Annotated in this window: 20 protein-coding genes and 1 pseudogene; 15 read left to right on the top strand and 6 right to left on the bottom strand. The window is 72.1% G+C overall.

Annotated elements, in window-relative coordinates; translation table 11 throughout:
• Positions 1-72: 72 nt before the first annotated feature.
• Positions 73-999 (bottom strand): ATP-binding protein, encoded by a 927-nt coding sequence (locus tag OV079_RS01615; RefSeq protein WP_267765832.1) that lies wholly within the window; start codon positions 997-999, stop codon positions 73-75.
• A gap of 775 nt (positions 1,000-1,774) precedes the next feature.
• On the opposite strand from OV079_RS01615, the gene OV079_RS01610 reads away from it, so the two are divergent.
• Positions 1,775-2,380 (top strand): hypothetical protein, encoded by a 606-nt coding sequence (locus tag OV079_RS01610; protein ID WP_267765831.1) that lies wholly within the window; start codon positions 1,775-1,777, stop codon positions 2,378-2,380.
• Between the two features lie 29 nt (positions 2,381-2,409).
• On the opposite strand, the gene OV079_RS01605 is transcribed toward OV079_RS01610, so the two are convergent.
• The gene (locus OV079_RS01605) at positions 2,410-2,778 is read right to left on the bottom strand and encodes a response regulator (RefSeq protein ID WP_267765830.1); all 369 of its coding nucleotides are present in this window, start codon (positions 2,776-2,778) and stop codon (positions 2,410-2,412) included.
• Positions 2,779-2,884: 106 nt separating this feature from the next.
• Between OV079_RS01605 and OV079_RS01600 the strand changes: the two genes are divergently transcribed.
• Complete coding sequence (locus tag OV079_RS01600; protein WP_338088862.1) at positions 2,885-3,733, top strand: PAS domain-containing protein; 849 nt, start codon at positions 2,885-2,887, stop codon at positions 3,731-3,733.
• Positions 3,734-3,792: 59 nt separating this feature from the next.
• Here OV079_RS01600 and OV079_RS01595 read toward each other — a convergent pair whose 3' ends face one another.
• Positions 3,793-4,389: a glutathione S-transferase gene (locus OV079_RS01595; protein ID WP_267765828.1), complete on the bottom strand. Its 597-nt coding sequence runs from the start codon at positions 4,387-4,389 to the stop codon at positions 3,793-3,795.
• A 248-nt stretch (positions 4,390-4,637) separates the two neighbouring features.
• Between OV079_RS01595 and OV079_RS01590 the strand changes: the two genes are divergently transcribed.
• Positions 4,638-4,961: a helix-turn-helix domain-containing protein gene (locus OV079_RS01590; protein WP_267765827.1), complete on the top strand. Its 324-nt coding sequence runs from the start codon at positions 4,638-4,640 to the stop codon at positions 4,959-4,961.
• Between the two features lie 473 nt (positions 4,962-5,434).
• Positions 5,435-5,947 carry a radical SAM protein gene (locus tag OV079_RS01585; RefSeq protein ID WP_267765826.1) on the top strand — a complete coding sequence of 171 codons (513 nt, stop codon included), beginning with the start codon at positions 5,435-5,437 and terminating at the stop codon, positions 5,945-5,947.
• Positions 5,948-5,960: 13 nt separating this feature from the next.
• Here OV079_RS01585 and OV079_RS01580 read toward each other — a convergent pair whose 3' ends face one another.
• On the bottom strand, positions 5,961-6,284 hold the full coding sequence (locus OV079_RS01580; RefSeq protein WP_267765825.1) for a hypothetical protein: 324 nt from the start codon (positions 6,282-6,284) through the stop codon (positions 5,961-5,963).
• A gap of 111 nt (positions 6,285-6,395) precedes the next feature.
• Between OV079_RS01580 and OV079_RS55485 the strand changes: the two genes are divergently transcribed.
• On the top strand, positions 6,396-6,782 hold the full coding sequence (locus tag OV079_RS55485) for an MYXO-CTERM sorting domain-containing protein (protein WP_267765824.1): 387 nt from the start codon (positions 6,396-6,398) through the stop codon (positions 6,780-6,782).
• A gap of 69 nt (positions 6,783-6,851) precedes the next feature.
• Positions 6,852-8,396 (top strand): carboxypeptidase-like regulatory domain-containing protein, encoded by a 1,545-nt coding sequence (locus OV079_RS01570; RefSeq protein WP_267765823.1) that lies wholly within the window; start codon positions 6,852-6,854, stop codon positions 8,394-8,396.
• Between the two features lie 5 nt (positions 8,397-8,401).
• On the opposite strand, the gene OV079_RS01565 is transcribed toward OV079_RS01570, so the two are convergent.
• Together OV079_RS01565 and OV079_RS57065 are read right to left on the bottom strand one after the other, a co-directional pair.
• Positions 8,402-9,028 (bottom strand): hypothetical protein, encoded by a 627-nt coding sequence (locus OV079_RS01565; RefSeq protein WP_267765822.1) that lies wholly within the window; start codon positions 9,026-9,028, stop codon positions 8,402-8,404.
• Between the two features lie 8 nt (positions 9,029-9,036).
• Positions 9,037-10,292: pseudogene (locus OV079_RS57065) on the bottom strand (hypothetical protein).
• 570 nt (positions 10,293-10,862) lie between these two features.
• On the opposite strand from OV079_RS57065, the gene OV079_RS01550 reads away from it, so the two are divergent.
• From OV079_RS01550 to galE, 9 genes are all read left to right on the top strand, one after another.
• Positions 10,863-12,137 carry an aspartate aminotransferase family protein gene (locus OV079_RS01550; protein ID WP_267765818.1) on the top strand — a complete coding sequence of 425 codons (1,275 nt, stop codon included), beginning with the start codon at positions 10,863-10,865 and terminating at the stop codon, positions 12,135-12,137.
• Positions 12,138-12,730: 593 nt separating this feature from the next.
• Positions 12,731-14,221, top strand: coding sequence for a glycoside hydrolase family 2 protein (locus OV079_RS55480; RefSeq protein ID WP_267765817.1), 1,491 nt, complete (start codon positions 12,731-12,733; stop codon positions 14,219-14,221).
• Between the two features lies 1 nt (position 14,222).
• Complete coding sequence (galT, locus tag OV079_RS01540) at positions 14,223-15,302, top strand: galactose-1-phosphate uridylyltransferase (protein WP_267765816.1); 1,080 nt, start codon at positions 14,223-14,225, stop codon at positions 15,300-15,302.
• Complete coding sequence (gene galK / locus OV079_RS01535) at positions 15,299-16,429, top strand: galactokinase (protein WP_267765815.1); 1,131 nt, start codon at positions 15,299-15,301, stop codon at positions 16,427-16,429. The genes galT and galK overlap by 4 nt, the downstream gene beginning before the upstream one ends.
• Entirely contained in the window at positions 16,426-17,634 is a 1,209-nt protein-coding gene (locus OV079_RS01530; RefSeq protein WP_267765814.1) for a glycosyltransferase family 1 protein, read from the top strand. Before galK ends, OV079_RS01530 begins: the two co-directional genes overlap by 4 nt.
• On the top strand, positions 17,619-18,707 hold the full coding sequence (gene glf, locus OV079_RS01525) for a UDP-galactopyranose mutase (RefSeq protein ID WP_267765813.1): 1,089 nt from the start codon (positions 17,619-17,621) through the stop codon (positions 18,705-18,707). The genes OV079_RS01530 and glf overlap by 16 nt, the downstream gene beginning before the upstream one ends.
• 10 nt (positions 18,708-18,717) lie before the next feature.
• Positions 18,718-19,131 carry a hypothetical protein gene (locus OV079_RS01520; RefSeq protein WP_267765812.1) on the top strand — a complete coding sequence of 138 codons (414 nt, stop codon included), beginning with the start codon at positions 18,718-18,720 and terminating at the stop codon, positions 19,129-19,131.
• On the top strand, positions 19,077-20,078 hold the full coding sequence (locus tag OV079_RS01515; RefSeq protein ID WP_267765811.1) for a glycoside hydrolase family 1 protein: 1,002 nt from the start codon (positions 19,077-19,079) through the stop codon (positions 20,076-20,078). Before OV079_RS01520 ends, OV079_RS01515 begins: the two co-directional genes overlap by 55 nt.
• Before the next feature lie 4 nt (positions 20,079-20,082).
• Positions 20,083-21,063: a UDP-glucose 4-epimerase GalE gene (gene galE, locus OV079_RS01510; RefSeq protein ID WP_267765809.1), complete on the top strand. Its 981-nt coding sequence runs from the start codon at positions 20,083-20,085 to the stop codon at positions 21,061-21,063.
• Positions 21,064-21,309 lie beyond the last annotated feature (246 nt).

The raw sequence follows: 21,309 nt of genomic DNA, 5'->3' as shown, positions 1-21,309 counted from the left end.
GGACCCGAGAATCATGGCAGTCCCGTCCGTCGCCGCTCGACGATGGGCCGGTCCTGCGCCGCGCTCGCGCCGCTACGCCGGGCGGCGCGCCGGCCAGTGGAACCAGGCGACGAAGTGATCGCGGATCAACCTGGCTCCGAGATACGCCTCGCGGAGGGCCTCGCGGGGCGAGTCGAGGCCGTAGCCGTGGGTGACGATGTCGGTGCAGATCTGCAGGCCGATGCCGTGGCCGTCGGTGGTGTAGCGGCTGGCGAAGATCCGGCTGAAGTCGTCGCCGAGATCGGTGAGCAGGCGGGCGCGGTGCTCGGGTGTGACCAGGTTGCTGACCACGAAGCGCAGGTCCGTCTCCTGCGATTCGGCGAGCGGAAAGATCTCGACGCGGACCACCGCGTCGGAGGCGAAGCGCGACGCGTTGTTGATCAGGTTGTACATCACCCGATCGAGCGCCGCGAACTCCATGCAGCACTCGGACACCGAGCCGCGGAAGTCGCACGCCATCTCGATGTGCACCCGGCCGGAGTCGGTCGCTCCGTACGCGATCCCGGCCCACTTCTCCACCAGCAACGACGTGTCGTGCTCGGCCGGCGACAGGTCGACCGCGTAGCCGGCCGGGTCGAGGTCGGGCAGCGCGTTGCGCATGATCTTGAGGTGGTCGCGGACGAGGAAGAACACCCGTTCGACGTCTTCGGCCTCGGCCTCGTCGGCCTCGCACAGGTCGAGGTGCATCAACAATCCGCTGAGGCTGCCGCCGCGGACGTCGTGGTAGACCTTGCGCACCGCCATCGGCATGTCCTCGGCGACCAGCGCCGCGCCGAGGCCGCGGATCTGCTCGCACAGCTCGCGGTAGTCCTGGCGCGCGAGCTCTGCCTGCAGCAGCGGGACGCCGGCCCTCGGCTCGTCGAGGCGCTGCACGAGCCGCTGCAGCGACCGCAAGAACTCGTAGATCCGGCGCACCACCGGCACGTCGGCGGGGGCCAGGTCGTGGATCGAGGCGACCACCGTGTCTCCCACGTAGCGACGCGGCCGCGGGCGAATGTTGGCGGGCGCTGCGAGTGCGAGCAATTCGGGGCGCGAGAGCGGAGAGCGGACTCCATGGGACGCCAGGATGCTGCCCCCAATGCCGTGTACTTGCAAGTCGGCCGCGCAGCCGCCGATCCGTCGCCGCCGTGACGGCGGCGCCATGCAAGGTTTGTCTCCGCTTCGTCCAACGTGACGGCTGAAACCGCGCCGCCGCACGGTCGAGGCCGCTGACGAGGTATACGAACTCGACCGCGCGGCGGACATTCGCGCTTCCGTCCCGACACGCCCCGCCCGAGGCGCTCCTGTCGTCCTTCAATCGCGGCACCACGGCCCCCGCGATACATCACGTCGTCGCGCGCACTCCTCACAATGTCACCGCGGCCGACTCGCCTCGATCGCCGCGCGACATGGCCTCGAGGCCAGGCTCGCGGCGCGGCGGGCGGCAGGGCCGCTGGCCCGCCCGCTCGCCGCGGCGTGAGCGTCCCCGGGGGCGCGGCGCGCCGCGCGGCCGCTCCCGTCTGTACAATGTCTGTCCTCGTTGTAAAAGGTTGTCCTCGCCGCCCCCGATCGAGGGTGGTTCGCTGTTCACCGGCGAAATGCGGGCCTCGGTCTGTTGATATTTGCGCCGCCCGGGCCGCGGCTTGACGTAGTGTCACCGCTCACGCTATCATCATATGAACCCTGGGCGAAAATCCGGGCTCGGCCCTTCCCCTGGGGCTCGCGCGCCGCCGCCGGGAACAGGCATTGGTCGGGCATGCAGAACCCCCTCAAACACTATTCTCTCCGCCTGACGCTGCGCAGCCCGATCATCTCGCTCGGGCAGCGACGGCCGCGAGCGTTCGACCTGTTCTTCGGCGAGCTCGTGCGCGACGACGACGTCACCTGCGCCGCGGCCAACGTGTACGCCGTGCGCCTCGGCGCCGAGGCCGTCCAGTATCCCCGGGCGGCCGCGCGGATCGGCAGCGAATACCTGGTGCGGGTCTGCGACGACGCGCTGACCCGCGACGGCCACGTCCAGGAAGAGATCGCCGATTGTTTCTGGCACCCCGTGACCGACGTCTACGTCCTCGACGGCCTCACGGGCGCCTTCGAGGCCGCCGAGCGGCCGGTCCTCCTCGGGCTGTTCGTGCAGACGATGTGGGCCGCGCTGTCGCGCGACAGCGGCATCCTGTTCCTCGACGTCCCCGCGGCGGAGCTGCCGTTCTGGCGCCACTTGATGGGCGCCGAGCAGCTCTCGGGCTTCGTCGTCGCCGGGGGCGACGAGCTGGCGCGCAACGACAGCAGCCGGCGCGCGCCCGGGTTCGAGGATTACGCCGCGCTGGCCAAGCTGCACGGCCGCTCGGCCACCGGCCGCAACTAGCACGAATGAGGCGCGGCCCGGTCCGGCCCTCAGCCCGCCGGCGCGGGGCCGCAGTATCGTCGTACGAGACCGAGCAGCAGATCGAAGTCGATCGGCTTGCGGACGAACCCGGCGACCCCGGACGGCGCTTTGTCGGGGTGCGCGGCCGACAGGACGACGACCGGCAGCGCGAGGATGCGGTCCTCTTCGCGCAGGACGTCGACCACGTCCCAATCGCCGAGGATCGGCATCATCAGGTCGATCAAGATCAGGCACGGATCACGGTCGGAGCGGCGCAAGAAGGTGAGGGCCTCGTCGCCGCTCCTCGCCTCCTCGACGATGTAGCCCTCGCGCCGCAGGAGCACGGCCGTGATGCCGCGAATTTCGGAGTCGTCTTCGATGATGAGAATCGTGGGCATCTCGCCGGAAACCTAGCAGACGATTCGTGGTGCGCATGGCGAGCCACCGCCCCACGGCGCATTCACCGCAGCCACGCGACGGACCAGCGACCTCAGCCGTTGGTTCATGGGCCGGGCCCTGGGGTATGTCGCCCGCCCGCCTGCGCCCGCCCGCGCCGCGCGAGGCCCGCAACGACCCACAACGGCCTTGAGACCCGGCTGGCTGGCCTTCGAGCACGCGGCGAGGGGCATGCTATTCTCGGCGCGGTTGATGAGCAACGCCGGGTCCGATTCTCGCTCCGACGCCCGTGCCCGCCTCGCAGCGATCGTGGAGGACGCTTACGACGCGATCCTGAGCAAGTCCCTCGACGGCACGATCCTGTCGTGGAACCGCGGCGCGGAGCGCCTGTTCGGTTACCTCGCGCACGAGGTCGTCGGCCGGCCGATCACCCTGCTCGTGCCCCCGGAGCGGGTCGACGAGGAGGCCCAGGTCACGGCGCGGATCGGCACCGGCGACCCGCTGCCGCCGTTCGAGACCGAGCGGCGCCGCAAGGACGGCCTCGTCACCGCGGTGGTCCTCGCCGTCTCGCCCCTGCGCGACGAGCACGGCCAGATCGTCGGCACCTCGATCATCGCCCGCGAGCGCAATGACGGCACCCGCGTCGAATACGACAGCACCGCGCCGTTCAACCACCTGCGCGACTCGAACCCGACGATGGCGTCGCTCCTGGCCGCGCTCGAGGACGAGCTGCGCAACCGCCTCCACGTCGTCACCATCTCCGCCCACCTCCTGGCCCGCAGCCCCCGCGGCGACGCGGCCGCCGACACCGCCCGCGAGCTCCTGGCCCGCCAGGCGAGCGAGCTCCCGCGGCTCATCGGCCTGTTCACCGACACGGCCACCGGCCTCGACGAGCCGGCGCCGGAGCGCAAGGACGCCCCCGACAAGGGCGTCACCGACGCGGCCTCGCTGGCCTGAACCCGGCCGCGAGCGCGTCGGCCGGCGAGCGCCATGTCTCACGGGACATGGTCGAGAGGTCATGTCCCAGCAGCCAGGCGGTGGCGGGTGGCCTGGAACGAGGCTCGCGCCGCCATGGCCGCGGTGAAGGCGGCCAGGCGAGGCCGGCCCGCTCGCCAGTCGCGGTCGGGCCAGCGGAAATCACAGTAGCCGGGCAGCAGCGCCGCGCAGATCTCCGCGAGACAGGGTGCATCGCCCGCCAGCGGCTCGCCTTCGAGCGAATCGAGCGTCGCCTCGACCGCGCGGGCGAGGCGGTCCCGCGCCGGCTCCGGCTCCCCGCGGCGCTCGCCCGCGAACAGGCGCCCCGCGGCCGCGCAGGCGTCCGCGGCGAGGGCTTGCAATCGCAGCGCGCGCCAGCGTCGCTCGCCGTCCTGGGGGATCAGCCGCCGCCCCGCGCAGGCGTCGAGATAGTCGCAGATCACCGCGCTGTCGTAGAGCGGCTCGCCGCCGTCGCGGACCAGCGTCGGCACCTTGGCCAGCGGATTCATCGCCCGCAAGCGGCCGTCGGTCCACGGATCGATCTCGACCATGGTGATTCGCTCCCACAGGCCGAGCTCGTGCGCGACGATGCGGACCTTGCGTGCGAATGGTGAGGTCGACGCGAAGAACAGCTGCACGCCTCCAGGGTGGAAGGCCGCGGCGCACCCGGCAAGCCGCGTCGCAGCCCAGGCCACGGCCCGCCGCCCGCCGCGCCCGTCGGCGCCGCGGGCGAACTTCGCCGGCCGCACGGGCGCGGCGGCCCCGGCGCGGCCTGCAAGCGCGTCCTGTCGACATTTGTGCCGGCAGAGGCGCGCCCGCGCTTCCAGCGTCCAGCGCGCCATGGTACTGCACAAACATGCAGTACGCGAGCATCCCCCACCCGCCTGTGCAGGCGGCCGAGGTGGCGACTCGGATCATTCACGAATGGGCGGCGGCCGGTCTCCTGCCCGGTCGTTCGCGCCGGGCCGGCGCGGGGTCCTCACGACATTCGCCGCCGGCTGCGGCGAATGCGGCGAGCCGGGCCTCGCAGCCGGTCGTCCTCGACAGCTTCAACCTGGAGGCGGCCGAGCGCCACCTGTGCGAGCAGGCGCTCGCGACCGCAGGCTCCCTCGTCCACGCCGCGGCCGCCCTCGGCATCACGCGGCATTCCCTCAAGCGCCGCATCGTCAAGCTCGGGATCGTCTGGCCGCGCCGTGGATCGGAGTCCTGAGCCGGCCGTCGTCGGACTCGAGCCGATGATTCGTCGCCCTCGCAGCGGCGCGAGCGCCCCCGCGCCGCGGCCTCAAGGGCGCCGTGGGCCGCGCGCCCCACCTCCGGCGCAGCAGCCCCCGGCGTGCCGCGCCCGTCCAGCGAGCTCCGCGAGGACGGATTTGCGAGCGAGCAGGGCGCCTCGACCCGAAGAGCGCAATGGCGGTACTTGCGAGGCGCCGGCCGTCGTCGAATGGAGCGAGCCCCGCGGGCGGGCGCCCACGGGCGCCCACGGGCGCCCGCCGGACCGCGACCGCATTAAATAGACAGGATCGTCGAGGTGCGCTCGCGCCGTGGATTCGGTACCCTGGGGGGTATATGCAAGCAGCTCGGACCGTCACTTTGCTCGACGTGCCATTTCGGGTGCTAGGCCCCGTCCCACTGGCTCCCTATCGCCTCGGCGCGCGGCTCCGGGCCGCCGGCCTCACCGCTCGCGTGCTGGATCTGAAGCCCCTCCTCGTCGCCAAGATAGGCCGCGGCGCCTACCGCGAGCTCAGCGAGAACGACGGGGTCGGCAAGTTCGGCGAGTGGCTGTTCTCGAGCCACGCCTACGGCGACCGCGTCGGCCGCGGCGACGACGAGTTCCTCGAGCGGTTCGCGGCCGACCTCGGCCCCCTGCGGTTGCTCGGCGAGCCGCGACGCTGGTTGCGGCGGATCCGCGACGAGGTCGTCCCCGAGTTTTTGCGCGACGCCTGCGCCCGCGTCGAGCTCGCGGGCGTCCCCGCGGTGATCGGCTTCGCCTGCGAGTCGTTCCAGACCAACGCCGCCCTCGCCGTCGGTCGCCGGCTCAAGCGTCGTCACCCGCAGCTCAAGCTGGTCCTCGGCGGCACAGGCGTGCGCGACGGCAACACCACGTCGTTCCAGCTCGCGCCGTGGATCGACGTCGTCGCGCCGTCGGGCACCGAAGAGCTGCTCGTCCCGCTGTACAAGGCGCTCGTCGCCGGCTGACCGCGCGGGGCCCTCACGACTTTGTTTGAACATGACCTTTCGGCCATGTCCATGCTCCCGCCCGCTGACGGCGCCGTCGTGAGCGTGACAGCGGTGTCGCGGTTGACCGGGCCTGCGCGGGTTGGTAGCCCGTCTTCATGCCTTCTCTTGGCTTGCGCATTTCTGCCCTCGTCGTCTCGCTGCTCGGCGTCGTCCCGGCGGCGGCCGCCTCGATCGCGGTCACCACCAGCGAATCCGACTCCGACACCTTCCCGGACACCACCGGCGAGCCGCCGCAGCTCATCACCATCGTCGAGCCCGCCACCAATGACGTGTTCGTCGGCGCCCCCGAGGCCACGGTCCAGGTCATCATCGAGTTCGAGGGGACCTTCGACGGCGCCGACATTCACCTCGTCAGCAAGACCCGGCTCGACGGCGACGGCCCGTGGACCGTGGTCAAGGAGGACGTGTGCGCCGCCGGCCCGTCGCCGTGCATGCTCGAGCTGTCCCTGGCGCCCGACAAGTACATGCTCAGCGCCCAGGGCGAGGGCCCGGCGGCGCCCTCGAGCAGTCGGTCGTCATCATCGAGGTCGTCGAGGGCGAGGCGACCGACACCGACGCCAGCGGCTCCGCGACCGAGGGCGAGACCGGCAGCGCCCCCACCAGCTTCGCGACCGGCGAGGACCCCGGCACCGACTCGACCGGCAGCACCACCGGCGACGACCCGTCCGCGTCGGGCGGCGACTCGGCCGACGGCGACAAGGGCTGCGCCTGTAGCACCGGTGCGAGCGGCCCCGACGTCCTCGGCCTCGCGCTCGCGCTCCTGCTCGTCCCCGGCCGCCGCCGCCGCCGCTGAGCGCCCGCAAATGCACATGTCCTGAAGGACATGTCACCGATCCCGCCCGCCTCGTGTACGATGCCGGACATGCGAGCACCCGGGTGGTGGGCGATCGGCGGCGTCGCGGTGCAGGCGCTCACGGGCTGCCCGACCAGCGCGGGCGACCCGACCGCGTCCACGAGCGAGCCCGCCGCGACCTCGACGTCGAGCACGAGCACCACCGGCGGCTCGCTCGCCCCCGACCCCACGACCTCGAGCACCACGACGACCTCGACCTCGACCACGACCTCGAGCACCACGAGCAGCGTCACCGGTGACACCTCGACGGGGCCCGACGGGGCCGTGGTCGCGCTGCAGATCGATCCGCCGCAGCTCGTCGTCACGGTCGCCAGCGGCTGGTCGTTTCCGGCGCAATTCCACGCGGTCGGCCTCGACGAGCGCGGCCACGAGGTCCCGGTCGAGGCCGAGTGGAGCCTCGCCGAGCCGGCGCTCGGCACGATCACGCGCCACGGCGGCACCTTCCAGGCCAGCAACACGACAGCCGGCGCCGCGGACATCCTCGTCAGCGCCGCCGGCCTGCAGACCACCGCGCAGGTCACCGTCGAGTTCGTCGACGACGCGCCGGGCTGTCCGCCGCGCCCGCCGCTGACCGACGGCGACCCGGCTCCCGGCGCCTTCGTCAAGGTCGTCGCCCCCGAGTACCGCGGCACCGGCGTCTACCACGGCCTCTATCTGCCGCCCGACTGGCAGCCCGGACGTCGCTACCCCGTGATCGTCGAATCGCCGTGCAACAAGTACGGCGATTTCACCGGCAAGGTCGACGACGCCACCCTCGGCTACTACCTCGCCGGCTGTCGCCATTACGCCTGGCTGGTCCTGCCCTACGTCGAGGCCGGCGCCAACCTCGATTACGGCTGGGGCGACGTGCCGGCGACGATCGCCTACTGGCAGACCCAGCTGGGCCGCACCGTCGACGCCTTCGGCCTCGATCCGGGCGCCGTGGTGGTCGCCGGCTTCTCGCGCGGCGCGATCGGCACCAGCTTCATCGGCCTGAATGACGCCACCATCGCCGACGCCTGGCTCGGCTTCGTGATGCACAGCCACGCCGACGTGGTCACGCCATTGACCCCCGACCAGGGCGCAGGCTCGGCGACGCGAATGGAGCGCGTGCGCGGCCGGGCCGCCTGGCTGTCGTGGGGCGCCGCGGGCGACGGCGGGGCGGCCAACAGCCTCAAGGGCGTCGAGCTGCTCACCGGGTTCGGCTATCCGGTGACCACGCTCGCGGTCCCCGGCGTCGGTCACACCGACGCCTGGATGGCCGACGACCCCGCCTCGCGGCAGGCCGCGCAGCAGTGGCTGTTCGCCACCGTGGCCGCGCGGCCGGGCACGCACGCGATCCGCGGGCGCGTGGTCGACGGCGCCGGCCACGGCGTCGCCGACGCGGCGATCGCCTCGGGCCTGCACGTCACGCGCACCGACGCGCACGGCTATTACGCGCTCCTCGGCCTGCTCCCCGGCCTGCGCGAGGTCGCGTGCACGCACGCGACGCTCACCTGCTCCGAGAGCCAGGTCATCGACATCACCGCCGGCGACGCCCAGGACGTCGAATTCGTCGCCGGCGGCGGCCCCTGACGCGCCTACTTCTTGCGCGCCGCCTGCACGATGGACGCCTTCCGCAGCGCCCGCACCTTCTCGAACAGCGCCACGTTGGCCGCCAGCAGCTTGGCCGTCTTCACCAGCGTCGTCCGCGTCGTCGAGGCCGTGGCCGCGGCCGCCACTGCGGTCAGCGCCTCGGTGTTCGCCAGCGACTGCTCGGCCAGCAGGAACGCGACGTCGAGGAGCATGCACTCGCGGCCCTCGGCGTCGACGGAGCCCGCGAGCAGCGGCGCCTGGGCCAGCGCTCCCACCATGTTCCCGGCCGCCCGGCTCGCCGGGCTCACGTACAGCGCCGGCAGCTTGAGCTTGACCAGCAGCGACTCGAGCGCCCCCGTGCGCTCCGCGTGCAGCTGCGCCAGCTTCTCGTAGACCTTGCGCCGCTTGGGCCGCGCGGTCTGCTCCGCTGCCGCCGCCGCCACGCGGGCCGCGTGCCGCTCGTGCATCGCCAGCGCGCTGACGAGATCGGCGACGAACACCCCGTCGAGGCCGGCCTGCTTGCCGATCGCCTTCAGCTTCGTCAGCGGCACGACCAGCGCCGGCTCGATCACAGTCATGCCCTCGGGTCGACTGACGCCGCCCTTGTCCTTCGTGACCGTCAAGGTTGCCATGGGTCCTCCTATTCCTCCGCCTCGTCGGCGGCGTCCTCGAGATCGGCGTGGGGGCGCGAGCGCAGCGCGGGGATCGGGTGCGGGCCCTCGGTGGTCAAGCGGAAGTCGTCGCCGAACGCTTCCACGTGGCGATCGATGACCGCCTCGCTCGGCACCTCGATCCCGCCGTTCACCGCCGCCTGGTACTTGAAGTAGCGCGCGTCCGTCGGCAGCGCCGTCAGCGGGACGAAGTCGAGCCCCACCGAGGTGAGGTCGATCTCCGCGGCGAGGACCGTGCGGATGTACTGCTTGTTCTCCTGGAAGCGCGTCGGCGCGGGCAGCTTCGCCGGCAGCAGCTCCGCCGGGTCCGTGCCCTGGTGGCGGCGCAGCAGCTCGCCGGCCACCCGGACGTGCTCGATCTCCATCGCCAGGTGCAGCTCCCACAGCTTGCGGATCCGCGGGTCCACCTCGTCGTGCATGAACGACCAGTACAGGTAGCACTCGTTGTAGTGGTGGAGCAGCTCGCGCTCGAACCACGAGTCCAGCGGGTCGAGCAGCGACTCGTACTGCGTCACGTGCTGCTCCTCGATCTCCGCGATCTCGAGGTACAGGCCGCGCGCCAGCGGCGGCACGTAGGTCGGCCCGACGTTCATGTAGAAGTTCATGGTCTGCTGCTCGGCCGCCAGGATCGTCATCGAGTGCAGCCGCGACAGCGGGTCGACCGTGTGGGTCTCGAAGTGGCGCCGGACCTCGTCGTACGGGTGGCGGTGCTCGACCACCGTCGGCCGCCCCGGCATCACCTCGGTCAGGTTGCCGACGATCTCGTGGACCCGCTTGGGCCCTCGACGAGGTCGATGAGGTTGGCGTAGCGGTACAGGTGATCGAAGTCCTCGAGCAGGCCGAAGTTCAGCACCTGGCGCAGGTACGGGTTCGGCTCGGTGCGGGCCAGCCAAGCCGTCAGATCGATCGCCACCTGCTCGTAGGCCAGGGTGGTCTCGAGCACGCTCTGGTCCCCGGGGAGCAGCCAGTTGACCGCCTTCTGCTGCTGCTGGTCGACCCGCCGCACCAGCGCGAGCTGGCGCTTGAGCGCCCAGTCGTCGGTGTGGCGCGCGAACTGGTGCGAGAACATGACCGACTCGACCTCGACGCCGTTCATCACGATCACGCGCGCCCGCGTGTACGGATGCACCTCGCGCTTGTCGAACGGCTGGACGTTGAGCTCCGACCAGTTGCGGATCTGCTTCTCGAGCGGGATCCCCTTCTCGGCGAGCGGATTGAAGCCCATGGAGACTCTCCTTCGTCCCCGGTGTCGATGCGCTGTTTCGCACCGAGCGTCGTGGGGAGCGTTCGTACCGGTAACACCGACCCTCGCCGCCGCCACTCGCTCGCGCTCCGTCGCGCTGCGACCCGCCCCCGATCGTCGCGCCGGCTTCGCCCTCGACTGCCATCATTCGTGCGGAGTGCCCGCTCGCCGCTATTGCTCCGTCGCCGACATCGATATCGAGCGTGCGCGCCGATTCGCCCGGCCGCGGCGTCCTCCCGCTCGCGCGCGACGGACCGTGGCGACCCCCTGGGCCGATCCCGCGGCCTCGTCGATCCTCATCGATCTCGGCGACGCGGGGTCCTCGTCGTTGCGACGCGAATCACGGCGGCCGCGTGGCCCGGCGCAGCGGGCCCGACCGGCCCCAGCGACGCGCGCGCCGGGCCGCTCGGCGGGCGCCAGGCTCCTGGTCCGGCGGCGGCGGGCCCGCGTGCCCAGCCGGACTTTCGAGGTCCGCGACGCGTCGGCCGCGTGCGTCGGCGTGTAGCGGCGCCCGGGATGCGTCGCGCGCGATCGCTGGCACACCCCGTCGCCGTGAATCACCACGACCTCGTCCACTCGTCATCGTCGCGCACGTTCACGACCTCGCAACAACTCCTGACGCGCGCGCGGGCCCTGATCCCGGGCGGCTATCACCTGTCCGGCCGGCCGCTGGTGACCCCCGCCGATTCGCCGATGTACTTCGAGCGCGGCGCCGGCAGTCGCGTGTGGGACGTCGACGGCCACGAATACATCGACTACGTCATGGCATACGGCCCGCTGCTCCTCGGCTACGCCCACGAGGAGGTCGACCGCGCCGCGTTCGCGCAGGCTCGCCGCGGCAACCTGCTGACGCTCAACCACCCGCTGCACCTCGAGTTCGTCGAACGCCTGGTCGCGCGCCTGCCCGGGGCCGAGATGGGCGCCTTCTTCAAGACCGGGTCCGACGCCACCACTGCCGCGCTGCGACTGTCGCGGCGGGCCACCGGTCGGCGCCGCGTCGCTCGCTGCGGCTATCACGGGTGGCACGATTGGTGCCTCCCGCTGGCCGACTTCGTGCCCGACGGGCTCGACCGCCAGGTCCTCGAGTTCCGGCCCGACGAGCCCGAGTCGCTGCGCGAGCTGCTGCGGACCCACTCCGGCGAGGTCGCCGCGGTCATCCTCGCCCCCGAGATGATGCCGTCCACGCGCCCCGAGCTCGCCCGGCAGTTCGCCGAGCTCGCGCGCGAGCACGGCGCGGTGTTCATCCTCGACGAGATCAAGACCGGTCTGCGCATTCACCCCGGCTCCTTTCAACAGTGGGCCGGCGTCGTCCCCGATCTGACCACCCTCAGCAAGGCGCTCGGCAACGGCTGGCCCGTCGCCGCGGTGGTCGGTCGCCGCGACGTCATGCGCCACGGCGCCGAGCTGCACATGTCGGCCACCTACCACGGCGAGACCACCGGCCTCGCCGCCGCGCTCGCCGTCCTCGACGTCCTGGGCCGCTCCGACGTCACCGGCCACGTGTGGCGCCTCGGCGAGCGCCTCGTCGCCGGCTTGCAGGCCGCCGCCGAGCGCCACCGCGTGCCCGCCCTGGCCTACGGCGAGCCGCTGCCGCCGATGCCGTTCCTGCGCTTCACCCACCCCGACCCGCGCGTGCGCGACGCGACCGCCGCGACCTTCTACACCGAGATGCTGCAGCGCGGGATCTTGCTGCACCCGCGCCACCTCTGGTTCGTCAGCGCCGCCCACTCCGACGACGACATCGATCGCACCCTCGCCGCCGCCGAGGCCGCGATGCTCGCGGCCGCGGCGAGACACCATTCGCCGCAGGATCCGTCACACCCATGAATGGCGGCGAATGTCATGACCGGCGCCACTCGTCGCGTCCGCGACGCCCTGGGACTTACCCTGGAGCTCGCTCCTCGTCGCACTTTTTACGCCCGGCTCCGCTTGTCAGCGCGCGAAGCTGGCCCATGCTCGGCGGACCGCGGGGCCGACCGACCAGGACTGCGAGCGCCGCGGCGAGCGGCCGTCCGCGCAGCACGAGCGCTGCGCGCCTCGAGATCCGCCCCGCGCTGTCGACGAGCGTAACGTGCCCGGCCCCTCGCATATGAACTCCGACCTCACGCCGACGGGCCGCGGCTATCCGCGCCCGCTCCTGCGGCGGGCCGACGACAGCTGGGTCAGCCTCGACGGCGCGTGGGAGTTTGCGATCGATCGCACGGGCCAATGGCGGCACCCCGCCGAGGTCGCCTGGAAGGGCTCGATCGAGGTCCCCTTCGCGCCGGAGACCGAGCGCAGCGGCGTCTGCGAGCGCGGCTACTTCGTCGCCTGCTGGTACCGGCGCCACCTGATCCTCCCGGCCGCCTCGCCGCGCCAGCGGCTGTTCGTCCGCTTCGGCGCGGTCGACCACGCCGCCACCGTGGGTCGACGGCGCCCACGTGGCCACGCACGAGGGCGGCTACACCCCCTTCTCGGTCGAGGTCACGCGCCTGGGCGGCGCCGGCAAGGCGATCGAGCTGGTCGTGCGCGCGGTCGACGACCCGCACGACCTCGCCAAGCCGCGCGGCAAGCAGGACTGGCAGGAGCAGCCGCACTCGATCTGGTACCACCGCACCACCGGCATCTGGCAGAGCGTGTGGCTCGAGCGCGTCCCTCACGTCCACATCGCCTACCTGCGCTGGACCTCGAACCTGTTCCGCTGGGAGATCGGCTTCTCGGCGCAGATCGCCGGCCTCGTGCCGGCGACCCTGAGCCTGCGGCTGCGGCTGTTCAGCGGCCGGCGCCAGCTCGTCGAGGATCAGTACCGGTGCACCCACAACGAGCTGCACCGGCGGATCCCCCTCTCCGACCCCGGCATCGACGACGCGCGCAACGAGCTGCTGTGGTGCCCGGGCTCGCCCAACCTGCTCGACGCCGAGATCGAGCTCGTCGACGACCACGGCGTCGTCGTCGACGCCGTGCGCAGCTACACCGCCCTGCGCACGATCGCGGTCCACCGCGACCAGATCCTGCTGAACGGCCGGCCGATCCGCCTGCGCATGATCCTCGACCAGGGCTACTGGCCCGACACCGGCATCACCGCCCCCGACGACGCCGCCTTGCGGCGCGACGCCGAGTTGGTCCTCGCCATGGGCTTCAACGCGGTGCGCAAGCACCAGAAGATCGAGGACCCGCGCTATCTCTACTGGGCCGACCACCTCGGCCTCCTGGTGTGGGAGGAGATGCCGAGCGCCTACCGCTTCACCGGGCGGTCGGTGCAGGCCCTCATCCAGGAGTGGATGCAGGTGCTGACGCGCGACACCAGCCACCCCTGCATCGTCGCGTGGGTGCCGTTCAACGAGTCGTGGGGCGTGCCGAACCTGCCCGACAACCCGTCCGAGCGGCACTACGTCACCGCGCTGTATCACCTCACCAAGACCCTCGACCCCAACCGGCCGGTCGTCGGCAACGACGGGTGGGAGAGCGTCGCCACCGACATCATCGGCATCCACGACTACGAGGTCGACCCGGCGCGGATGTTGCTGCGCTACCAGGCCCCGAACGTGCGCAACAACCTCTACGAGCGCGAGCGCTTCGGCGGCCGCGAGCTCGTCCTCGGCAACTTCCAGACCTTCGACCACCCCGTGGTCCTGTCGGAGTTCGGCGGCATCGCCTTCTCGGACGACCGCCGCGGCACCTGGGGCTACAGCCGCTCGAACGACGCCGGCGAGCTCGAGCGCCGCCTGCACGCATTGTTCGCGGTCGTGCGCGCCCAGGACATCCTCGCCGGCTATTGTTATACGCAGTTCGCCGACACCTATCAGGAGGCCAACGGCCTGCTGTTCGCCGACCGCACGCCCAAGCTGCCGATCGAGCGGATCGCCGCGCTCAACGGCCTCGGGCCGCCGACGCCGCACGACGACCACGGCCACCACGGGCAGGAGGTCTAGCGTGTTCAAGCGCAGCCTCGTCAAGCCCGACGGCCGCCTGCTCCACCTCTACGGCCGCACCTCGCCGCCGCCCGAGTGCGACTTAGGCGGGCCGAGCGGCGGGTACGGCGGCTCGCACATGCGCTGGCACCCGCTGCGCGCCGAATGGGTGGTGTACGCCACCCATCGCCAGACCCGCACCTTCTTGCCGCCGCCCGAGTACAACCCCTTGCTGCCCTCGAGCGACCCGAATCAGCCGACCGAGGTGCCCGGCAGCGCGTGGGACGTCGCGGTGTTCGACAACCTGTACCCCTCGCTGTCGGCCGACGCCGGCGCTTCCCCGCCGCAGATCGTCGACACCGTCCCGGGCGTGGGCGCGTGCGAGGTCGTGGTGTTCTCGCGCGACCCCGGACAATCGCTGGGGACCCTGCCGCTCGCGCAGATCGAGCTCATCCTCGACGTCTGGGCCGACCGCACCGCCGACCTCGGCCGACGCGCCGAGCTCGCCTACGTGTTCCCGTTCGAGAACCGCGGCGTCGAGGTCGGCGTCACCCTGCACCACCCGCACGGCCAGATCTACGCCTATCCCTTCGTCCCGCCGCTGCCCGCCCGCGTGCTCGCCCAGGAGGAGCGCTACCACGCCCTGCACGGCCGCGCCCTCGCGCTCGAGCTGCTCGAGGCCGAGCTCGCGGCCGACGAGCGGGTGCTCTACCGCGGCCCGCGGGCGGTCGCCCTCGTGCCCGTGTGCGCCCGCTACGCCTACGAGGTGTGGGTCACCCCGCGCGTGCCGTGCCCGTCCCTCCTCGCGCTCGACACCGAGATCCGGGCCGACCTCGCGCGCGCGCTCAAGACCACGCTGCTCAAGTACGACGGCCTGTGGGGCCGCCCCTTCCCCTACGTGATGGCCTGCTACCAGGCCCCGAGCGACGGCGAACTGCACCCCGAGACCCAGCTGCGCATCGAGTTCTATCCGCCGTATCGCATGCCGGGCCGGCTCAAGTACCTCGCGGGCACCGAGCTCGGCGCCGGGGTGTTCACCGCCGAGACCCTGCCCGAGCTCAAGGCCGCCGAGCTGCGGGCCGTCGAGGTGGAGCTCGAATGACGGACCGCGACGTGTTCGCCGCGCTGTTCGGCCACAGCAGCGACGTCTGCGCCAGCGCGCCCGGTCGCGTCAACCTGATCGGCGATCACACCGACTACAACGGCGGCTTCGTCCTGCCGACCGCGCTGCCGCAGCGGACCCGCGTGCAGCTGAAGCGGCGCGCCGATCGGGCGGTGCGGGCCGCCAGCGCCCAGCGGCCCGGCGTGGTCGGCTACGAGCTCGGCGCGGAGCGCAAGACCGGCGGCTGGGTCGACTACGTGCAGGGCGTCACCGCCATCCTCGCGGCCGAGGGGCGCACGCTGGGAGGCTTCGAGCTCCACGTCGACTCGGACGTGCCGGTCGGCGGCGGCCTGTCGTCCAGCGCCGCCCTCGAGGTCGCGCTGCTCCGCGGCCTGCGCAAGCTGTTCTCGCTCGCGTTCGACGACGACGTCCTGGCCGCGCTGGCCCACCGCGCCGAGACCGAGTTCGTCGGCGCGCCGGTCGGCATCATGGACCAGCTGGCCTGCAGCCGCGGCCGCGAGGGCGAGGCGCTGTTCATCGACACCCGCTCTCTCGTCCTCGAGTCGATCGCCCTGCCGCCGCAGCTCGGCCTCGTCGTCATCGACTCCGGCGTGCCGCACGATCACAGCACCGGCGATTACAAGACCCGCCGGGCCGAATGTGAGCAGGCCGCCGCGCTGCTCGGCGTCTGGCAGCTCCGCGACGTCGATGCCGGCGACCCGCGGATCGCCGGCCTCTCCGAGCCGCTGGCGCGGCGCACCCGCCACGTCGTCCACGAGAACCAGCGGGTCCTCGACGCCGTGCGCGCATTGAAGGCCGGCGACCTGCCTGCGCTCGGGCGATTGTTCGACGAATCACACCGGTCGATGCGCGACGACTTCGAGGTCTCGCTGCCGGCCATCGACCTGCTGGTGGCCCTGGCCCGCCGCCACCCCGAGGTCCTGGGCGCGCGCCTCACCGGCGGAGGTTTCGGCGGCGCGGTCGTGATCCTCACCGCACAGGCCCACACCGCCGCGGTCGCGCTCGACGTCGTCGCCGCGTACTCGGCGATCCTCCCTGGCGAGCCGGTGGTCATCCTCCCATGGTTGCACGCACAACAAAACCATCCCATGAACCTCGAATCATGAGCGCTCCCCTGCAAGACCGGACCGCACCGCAGCGCGGCGTCGACCCGGCCTGGGCCCTCGCCGACTACGATCTCGTGTGTCTGTCGCACCTCCGCTGGGACTTCGTCTACCAGCGCCCGCAGCACCTGCTGTCGCGCTGCGCCCGGGCGCGGCGGGTCTTCTTCGTCGAGGAGCCGGTCCGCGGCGACGCCCTGCCGCGGCTCGAGTGCAGCCGCCGCGACTGCGGCGTGACCGTGGTGGTCCCCCACGTCCCGCGCGACCTCGACGACGACGAGACCGAGATGATCCTCGCCAGCCTCGTCGACGACCTGCTCGGCGGCCAGCGGATCGGCAACTACGTGCTCTGGTACTACACGCCGATGGCCCTCGGCTTCACGCGCCACCTCGTCCCCGCCGCCACCGTGTACGATTGCATGGACGAGCTGTCGGGCTTCTGGGGCGCCCCTCGGGCCCTGCGCGAGCGCGAGCGCGACCTGCTGCGCAGCGCCGATCTGGTGTTCACCGGCGGCCGCAGCCTCTACGAGGCCAAGCGGGCGCTGCGGCCGAGCGCGCACCTGTTCCCCAGCAGCATCGACGCCTCGCACTTCCGCCAGGCCCGCGGCCTGCAGCCCGAGCCGCCCGACCAGGCGGGGCTCGGCCGGCCGCGCCTCGGCTACTTCGGCGTCATCGACGAGCGCCTCGACCTCGAGCTGCTGGCGGCCGCCGCCGACCTGCGCCCGGACTTCACCTTCGTGATGATCGGCCCGGTGGCGAAGATCGATCGCGCCACGCTGCCGCGCCGGCCCAACATCCATTACCTCGGGCAGAAGCCGTACGCCGAGCTGCCCGCCTACATCGCCGGCTGGGACGTCGCCCTGATGCCGTTCGCCCGCAACGACTCGACGCGCTTCATCAGCCCGACCAAGACGCCCGAGTACCTGGCCTCGGGGCGGCCGGTCGTGTCCACTTCGATCCGCGACGTCGTCGAGCCCTACGGCCGCGAGGGCCTGGTCGCCATCGCCGACGCGCCGGTCGAATTCGTCGCCGCCGCCAGTCGCGCCCTGGGGGCCACCCGGCGCGCCGAGTGGCTGCAGCGGGTCGACGCCTTCCTCTCGCGCGGCTCGTGGGATCACACGTGGGCGCAAATGGAATCGCTGATCGGCGCCGCGGTGCGCGCCAATCGGGCGACCGGCGCCCCGAGGATCGAATCATGTTCGACTACCTGATCGTCGGCGCGGGCTTCGCCGGCAGCGTGCTCGCGGAGCGGCTGGCGGCCGGCGCGGGCAAGCGGGTGCTCCTGGTCGACCGGCGGACCCACGTCGGCGGCAACGCCTACGATCATTACGACGACGCCGGCGTGCTCGTCCACAAGTACGGCCCGCACATCTTCCACACCAATCCACGCGAGGTGTTCGACTACCTCGGCCGCTTCACCGCCTGGCGGCCCTACGAGCACCGCGTCCTGGCCAGCGTCGACGGCCAGCTGCTGCCGATCCCGATCAACCTCGACACGGTCAATCGCCTGTACGGTCTCAGCCTCACCTCGCTCGAGCTCGAGCAGTTCTTCGCCGCCCGCGCCGAGCCCGTCGAGGCGGTGCGCACCTCCGAGGACGTGATCGTCAGCCGGGTCGGCCGCGACCTCTACACCAAGTTCTTCCGCAACTACACGCGCAAGCAGTGGGGCCTCGACCCCGGCGAGCTCGACGCCTCGGTGACCGCGCGCGTGCCGGTCCGCATCGGCCGCGACGACCGCTACTTCAGCGACACCTACCAGGCCATGCCGCGCCACGGGTACACCCGCATGTTCGAGCGCATGCTGGCCCACCCGGGCATCAAGGTGCTGCTGGGCGCCGACTACCGCGACGTCGTCGGCGAGGTCGCCTACCGCGAGATGATCTACACCGGCCCGGTCGACGAGTTCTTCGACCACCGCTTCGGCCCGCTGCCGTACCGCTCGCTGCGGTTCCAGCACGAGACGCACGACCGGCCGGTGTTCCAGCCGGCCCCGGTCGTCAACTACCCCAACGAGCAGCCGTACACGCGGATCACCGAGTTCAAGTACCTCACCGGGCAAGAGCACGCCAAGACCAGCGTCGTCTACGAGTACCCGTGCGACGACGGCGACCCGTACTACCCGGTCCCGCGGCCCGAGAACGCCGAGCTGTACCGCCGCTACAAGGCCCTCGCCGACGCCACCCCGGGCGTCCACTTCGCCGGCCGGCTCGGCACCTACCGCTATTACAACATGGACCAGGTCGTCGCCCAGGCGCTGACGCTCTACGCCCGGCTGCGCGAGTGACGAGGACGCCATGGAGCCCAGGCCCACCCCGGCCCCCCTGGAATTGTGGGGCGGCGTCGAATGCACCGTCAATCGCGTCGGCGACCGCTTCCACGACCAACTCGTCGCCAGCGGCCATCACCGGCGCCACGCCGACATCGACGCGATCGCCGACCTCGGCGTCCGCGTCGTCCGCTACCCCGTGTTGTGGGAGCGGACCGAGCGCTCCCCGGGGTGCCATGATTTCGCCTGGTCCGATCGCCGCCTGGGGCTGCTCCACGCGCGCGGCCTGACCCCGATCGTCGGCCTGCTCCACCACGGCAGCGGGCCGCGGCACACCGACCTGCTCGACCCCGAATCCCGCGTCTGCTGGCCCGCTTCGCCGGCGCGGTGGCCCGCCGCTACCCGTGGGTCGAGCTCTACACCCCGGTCAACGAGCCGCTGACGACCGCCCGCTTCAGCGGGCTGTACGGGCACTGGTACCCGCATCACCGCAGCGACGCGTCGTTCTGCCGCGCTCTGGTGAATCAGTGCCTGGCGACCGGCGCGGCGATGCGGGAGATCCGGCGCGTCCACCCCGGCGCGCGCCTGGTCCACACCGAGGACCTCGGGGCCACGCTGGCCGCCCCCGCGCTGCTCTACCAGGCCGAATTCGAGAACGAGCGCCGCTTCCTCTCGCACGATCTGCTGTGCGGCCGGGTCGGCCGCGAGCACCCGATGTACGCCTATTTGCGCGCCTCCGGGATCGCCGACGACGACCTGGCGGCCCTGCGCGACCAGCCGCCGCCCGACCTGCTCGGCGCCAATCACTACATCACGAGCGTCCGCTTCCTCGACGACCGCCTCGAGCATTACCCTCACATCCCCGCCGGCGGCAACGGCCGCCACCGCTACGTCGACGTCGAGGCCGTGCGCGTGTGCGACGACGGCATGCCCTGGGCCTACGAGCTGCTCCACGAGCTCGGCGCCCGCTACCGGCTCCCCGTCGCCGTCACCGAGGCCCACCTCGCCTGCGACGTCGACGAGCAGATCCGCTGGTTCGACGAGCTGTGGCGGGCCGCGGAGCGCTGCCGGGCCGCCGGGATCGACGTCCGCGCGGTCACTGCGTGGTCGCTGTTCGGCGCCTACGACTGGCATTGCCTCGTGACCCAAGAGACAGGTCGATACGAGCCCGGCGCCTTCGACGTGCGCGACGGCAGCCCGCGCCCCACCGAGCTCGCGCGCTACCTCGCCGGCCTCGCCGCCGCCCCCGCGGCCCCCCACCCGGCCCTCGCCGCGCCCGGCTGGTGGCGCCAGCCGTCGCGCCTGCACTACCCGCCGGCGCGAGCGCGGCGCCACCGCAGCGGCCCCTGCCCGGGCCCCATCGACGCGGCCGTCCCGCGAGGAGTGTGAACCAATGCGCGTACTCGTCACCGGCGGCGCCGGCTACATCGGCAGCGTGGTCGTGGAGGAGCTGCTGGCCGCGGGCCACGAAGTCGCGGTGATCGACAACCTGAGCAAGGGCCACGCCGACGCCGTCCCCGCCGGGGTCGAGCTGGTCCGCGCCGACCTGCGCGACGCCGACCTGGTGCGCCGGCTGCTCCGCCACGCCCGCGTCGAGGCGGTGGTCCACATGGCCGCCGACTCGCTGGTCGGCGAATCGGTGCAGAGCCCGGCCAAATACTACGACAACAACGTGGTCGCCGGCCTCGGCCTGCTGGGCGCCATGGTCGCGGTCGGCGTGCACCGCCTGGTGTTCTCGTCGACCGCCGCGGTCTACGGCGAGCCCGAGGCCCAGCCGATCGACGAGACCGCGCCGACGCGGCCGACGAACCCGTACGGCGAGACCAAGCTCGCGCTCGAGCGGGCGCTGGCCTGGTACGAGCGCGCCTACGGCCTGCGCTCCGCCTCGCTGCGCTACTTCAACGCGGCCGGGGCCAGCGCCCGCTGCGGCGAGAGCCACGACCCCGAGACCCACCTGATCCCGCTGGTGCTGCAGGTCGCCCTCGGCCGCGCGCCGTACGTCACCCTCTACGGCGACGATTACCCGACCCCCGACGGCACCTGCGTCCGCGACTACATCCACGTCGTCGACCTCGCCCGCGCCCACGTCCTCGCGCTCTCGGGCCTCGATCGCGGCAGCTGCATCTACAACCTCGGCTGCGGCGGCTCCGGCTACAGCGTGCGCCAGGTCATCGACACCGCGCGCGCGGTGACGGGCGCGGCGATCCCGGTGCGAATGGGCACCCGCCGAGCCGGCGACCCGGCGGTCCTGGTCGCCAGCTTCGCGCGGATCCAGCACGACCTCGGCTGGGAGCCGCGACTCGGCGCATTGGCGACGATCGTCGAATCGGCGTGGACGTGGCTGCGCGCCCACCCGAACGGCTACGTCCATTGATTCGCCAGAGTCGCGACGAGCTCGCCGCGCGACCGCAAGAGCTCCCCTCGATTCGCCAGAGTCGCGACGAGCTCGCCGCGCGACCGCAAAACCTCCCGTCGATTCGCCAAAGTCGCGACGAGCTCGCCGCGCGACCGCAAGAGCTCCCGTCGATTCGCCAAGGTCGCGACGAGCTCGCCGCGCGACCGCAAAAGCTCCGTCGATTCGCCGGACCCGCGAGCGCACGACCGCGGACAGGACGAACCG

The sequence above is a fragment of the Nannocystis pusilla genome (assembly GCF_026626665.1).
In the GTDB taxonomy this organism is placed as follows: Bacteria; Myxococcota_A; Polyangia; order Nannocystales; family Nannocystaceae; genus Nannocystis; species Nannocystis pusilla.
The sequence above is the reverse complement of the archived record's forward strand: the minus strand, read 5'-3'. Positions and strand labels throughout refer to the sequence as shown.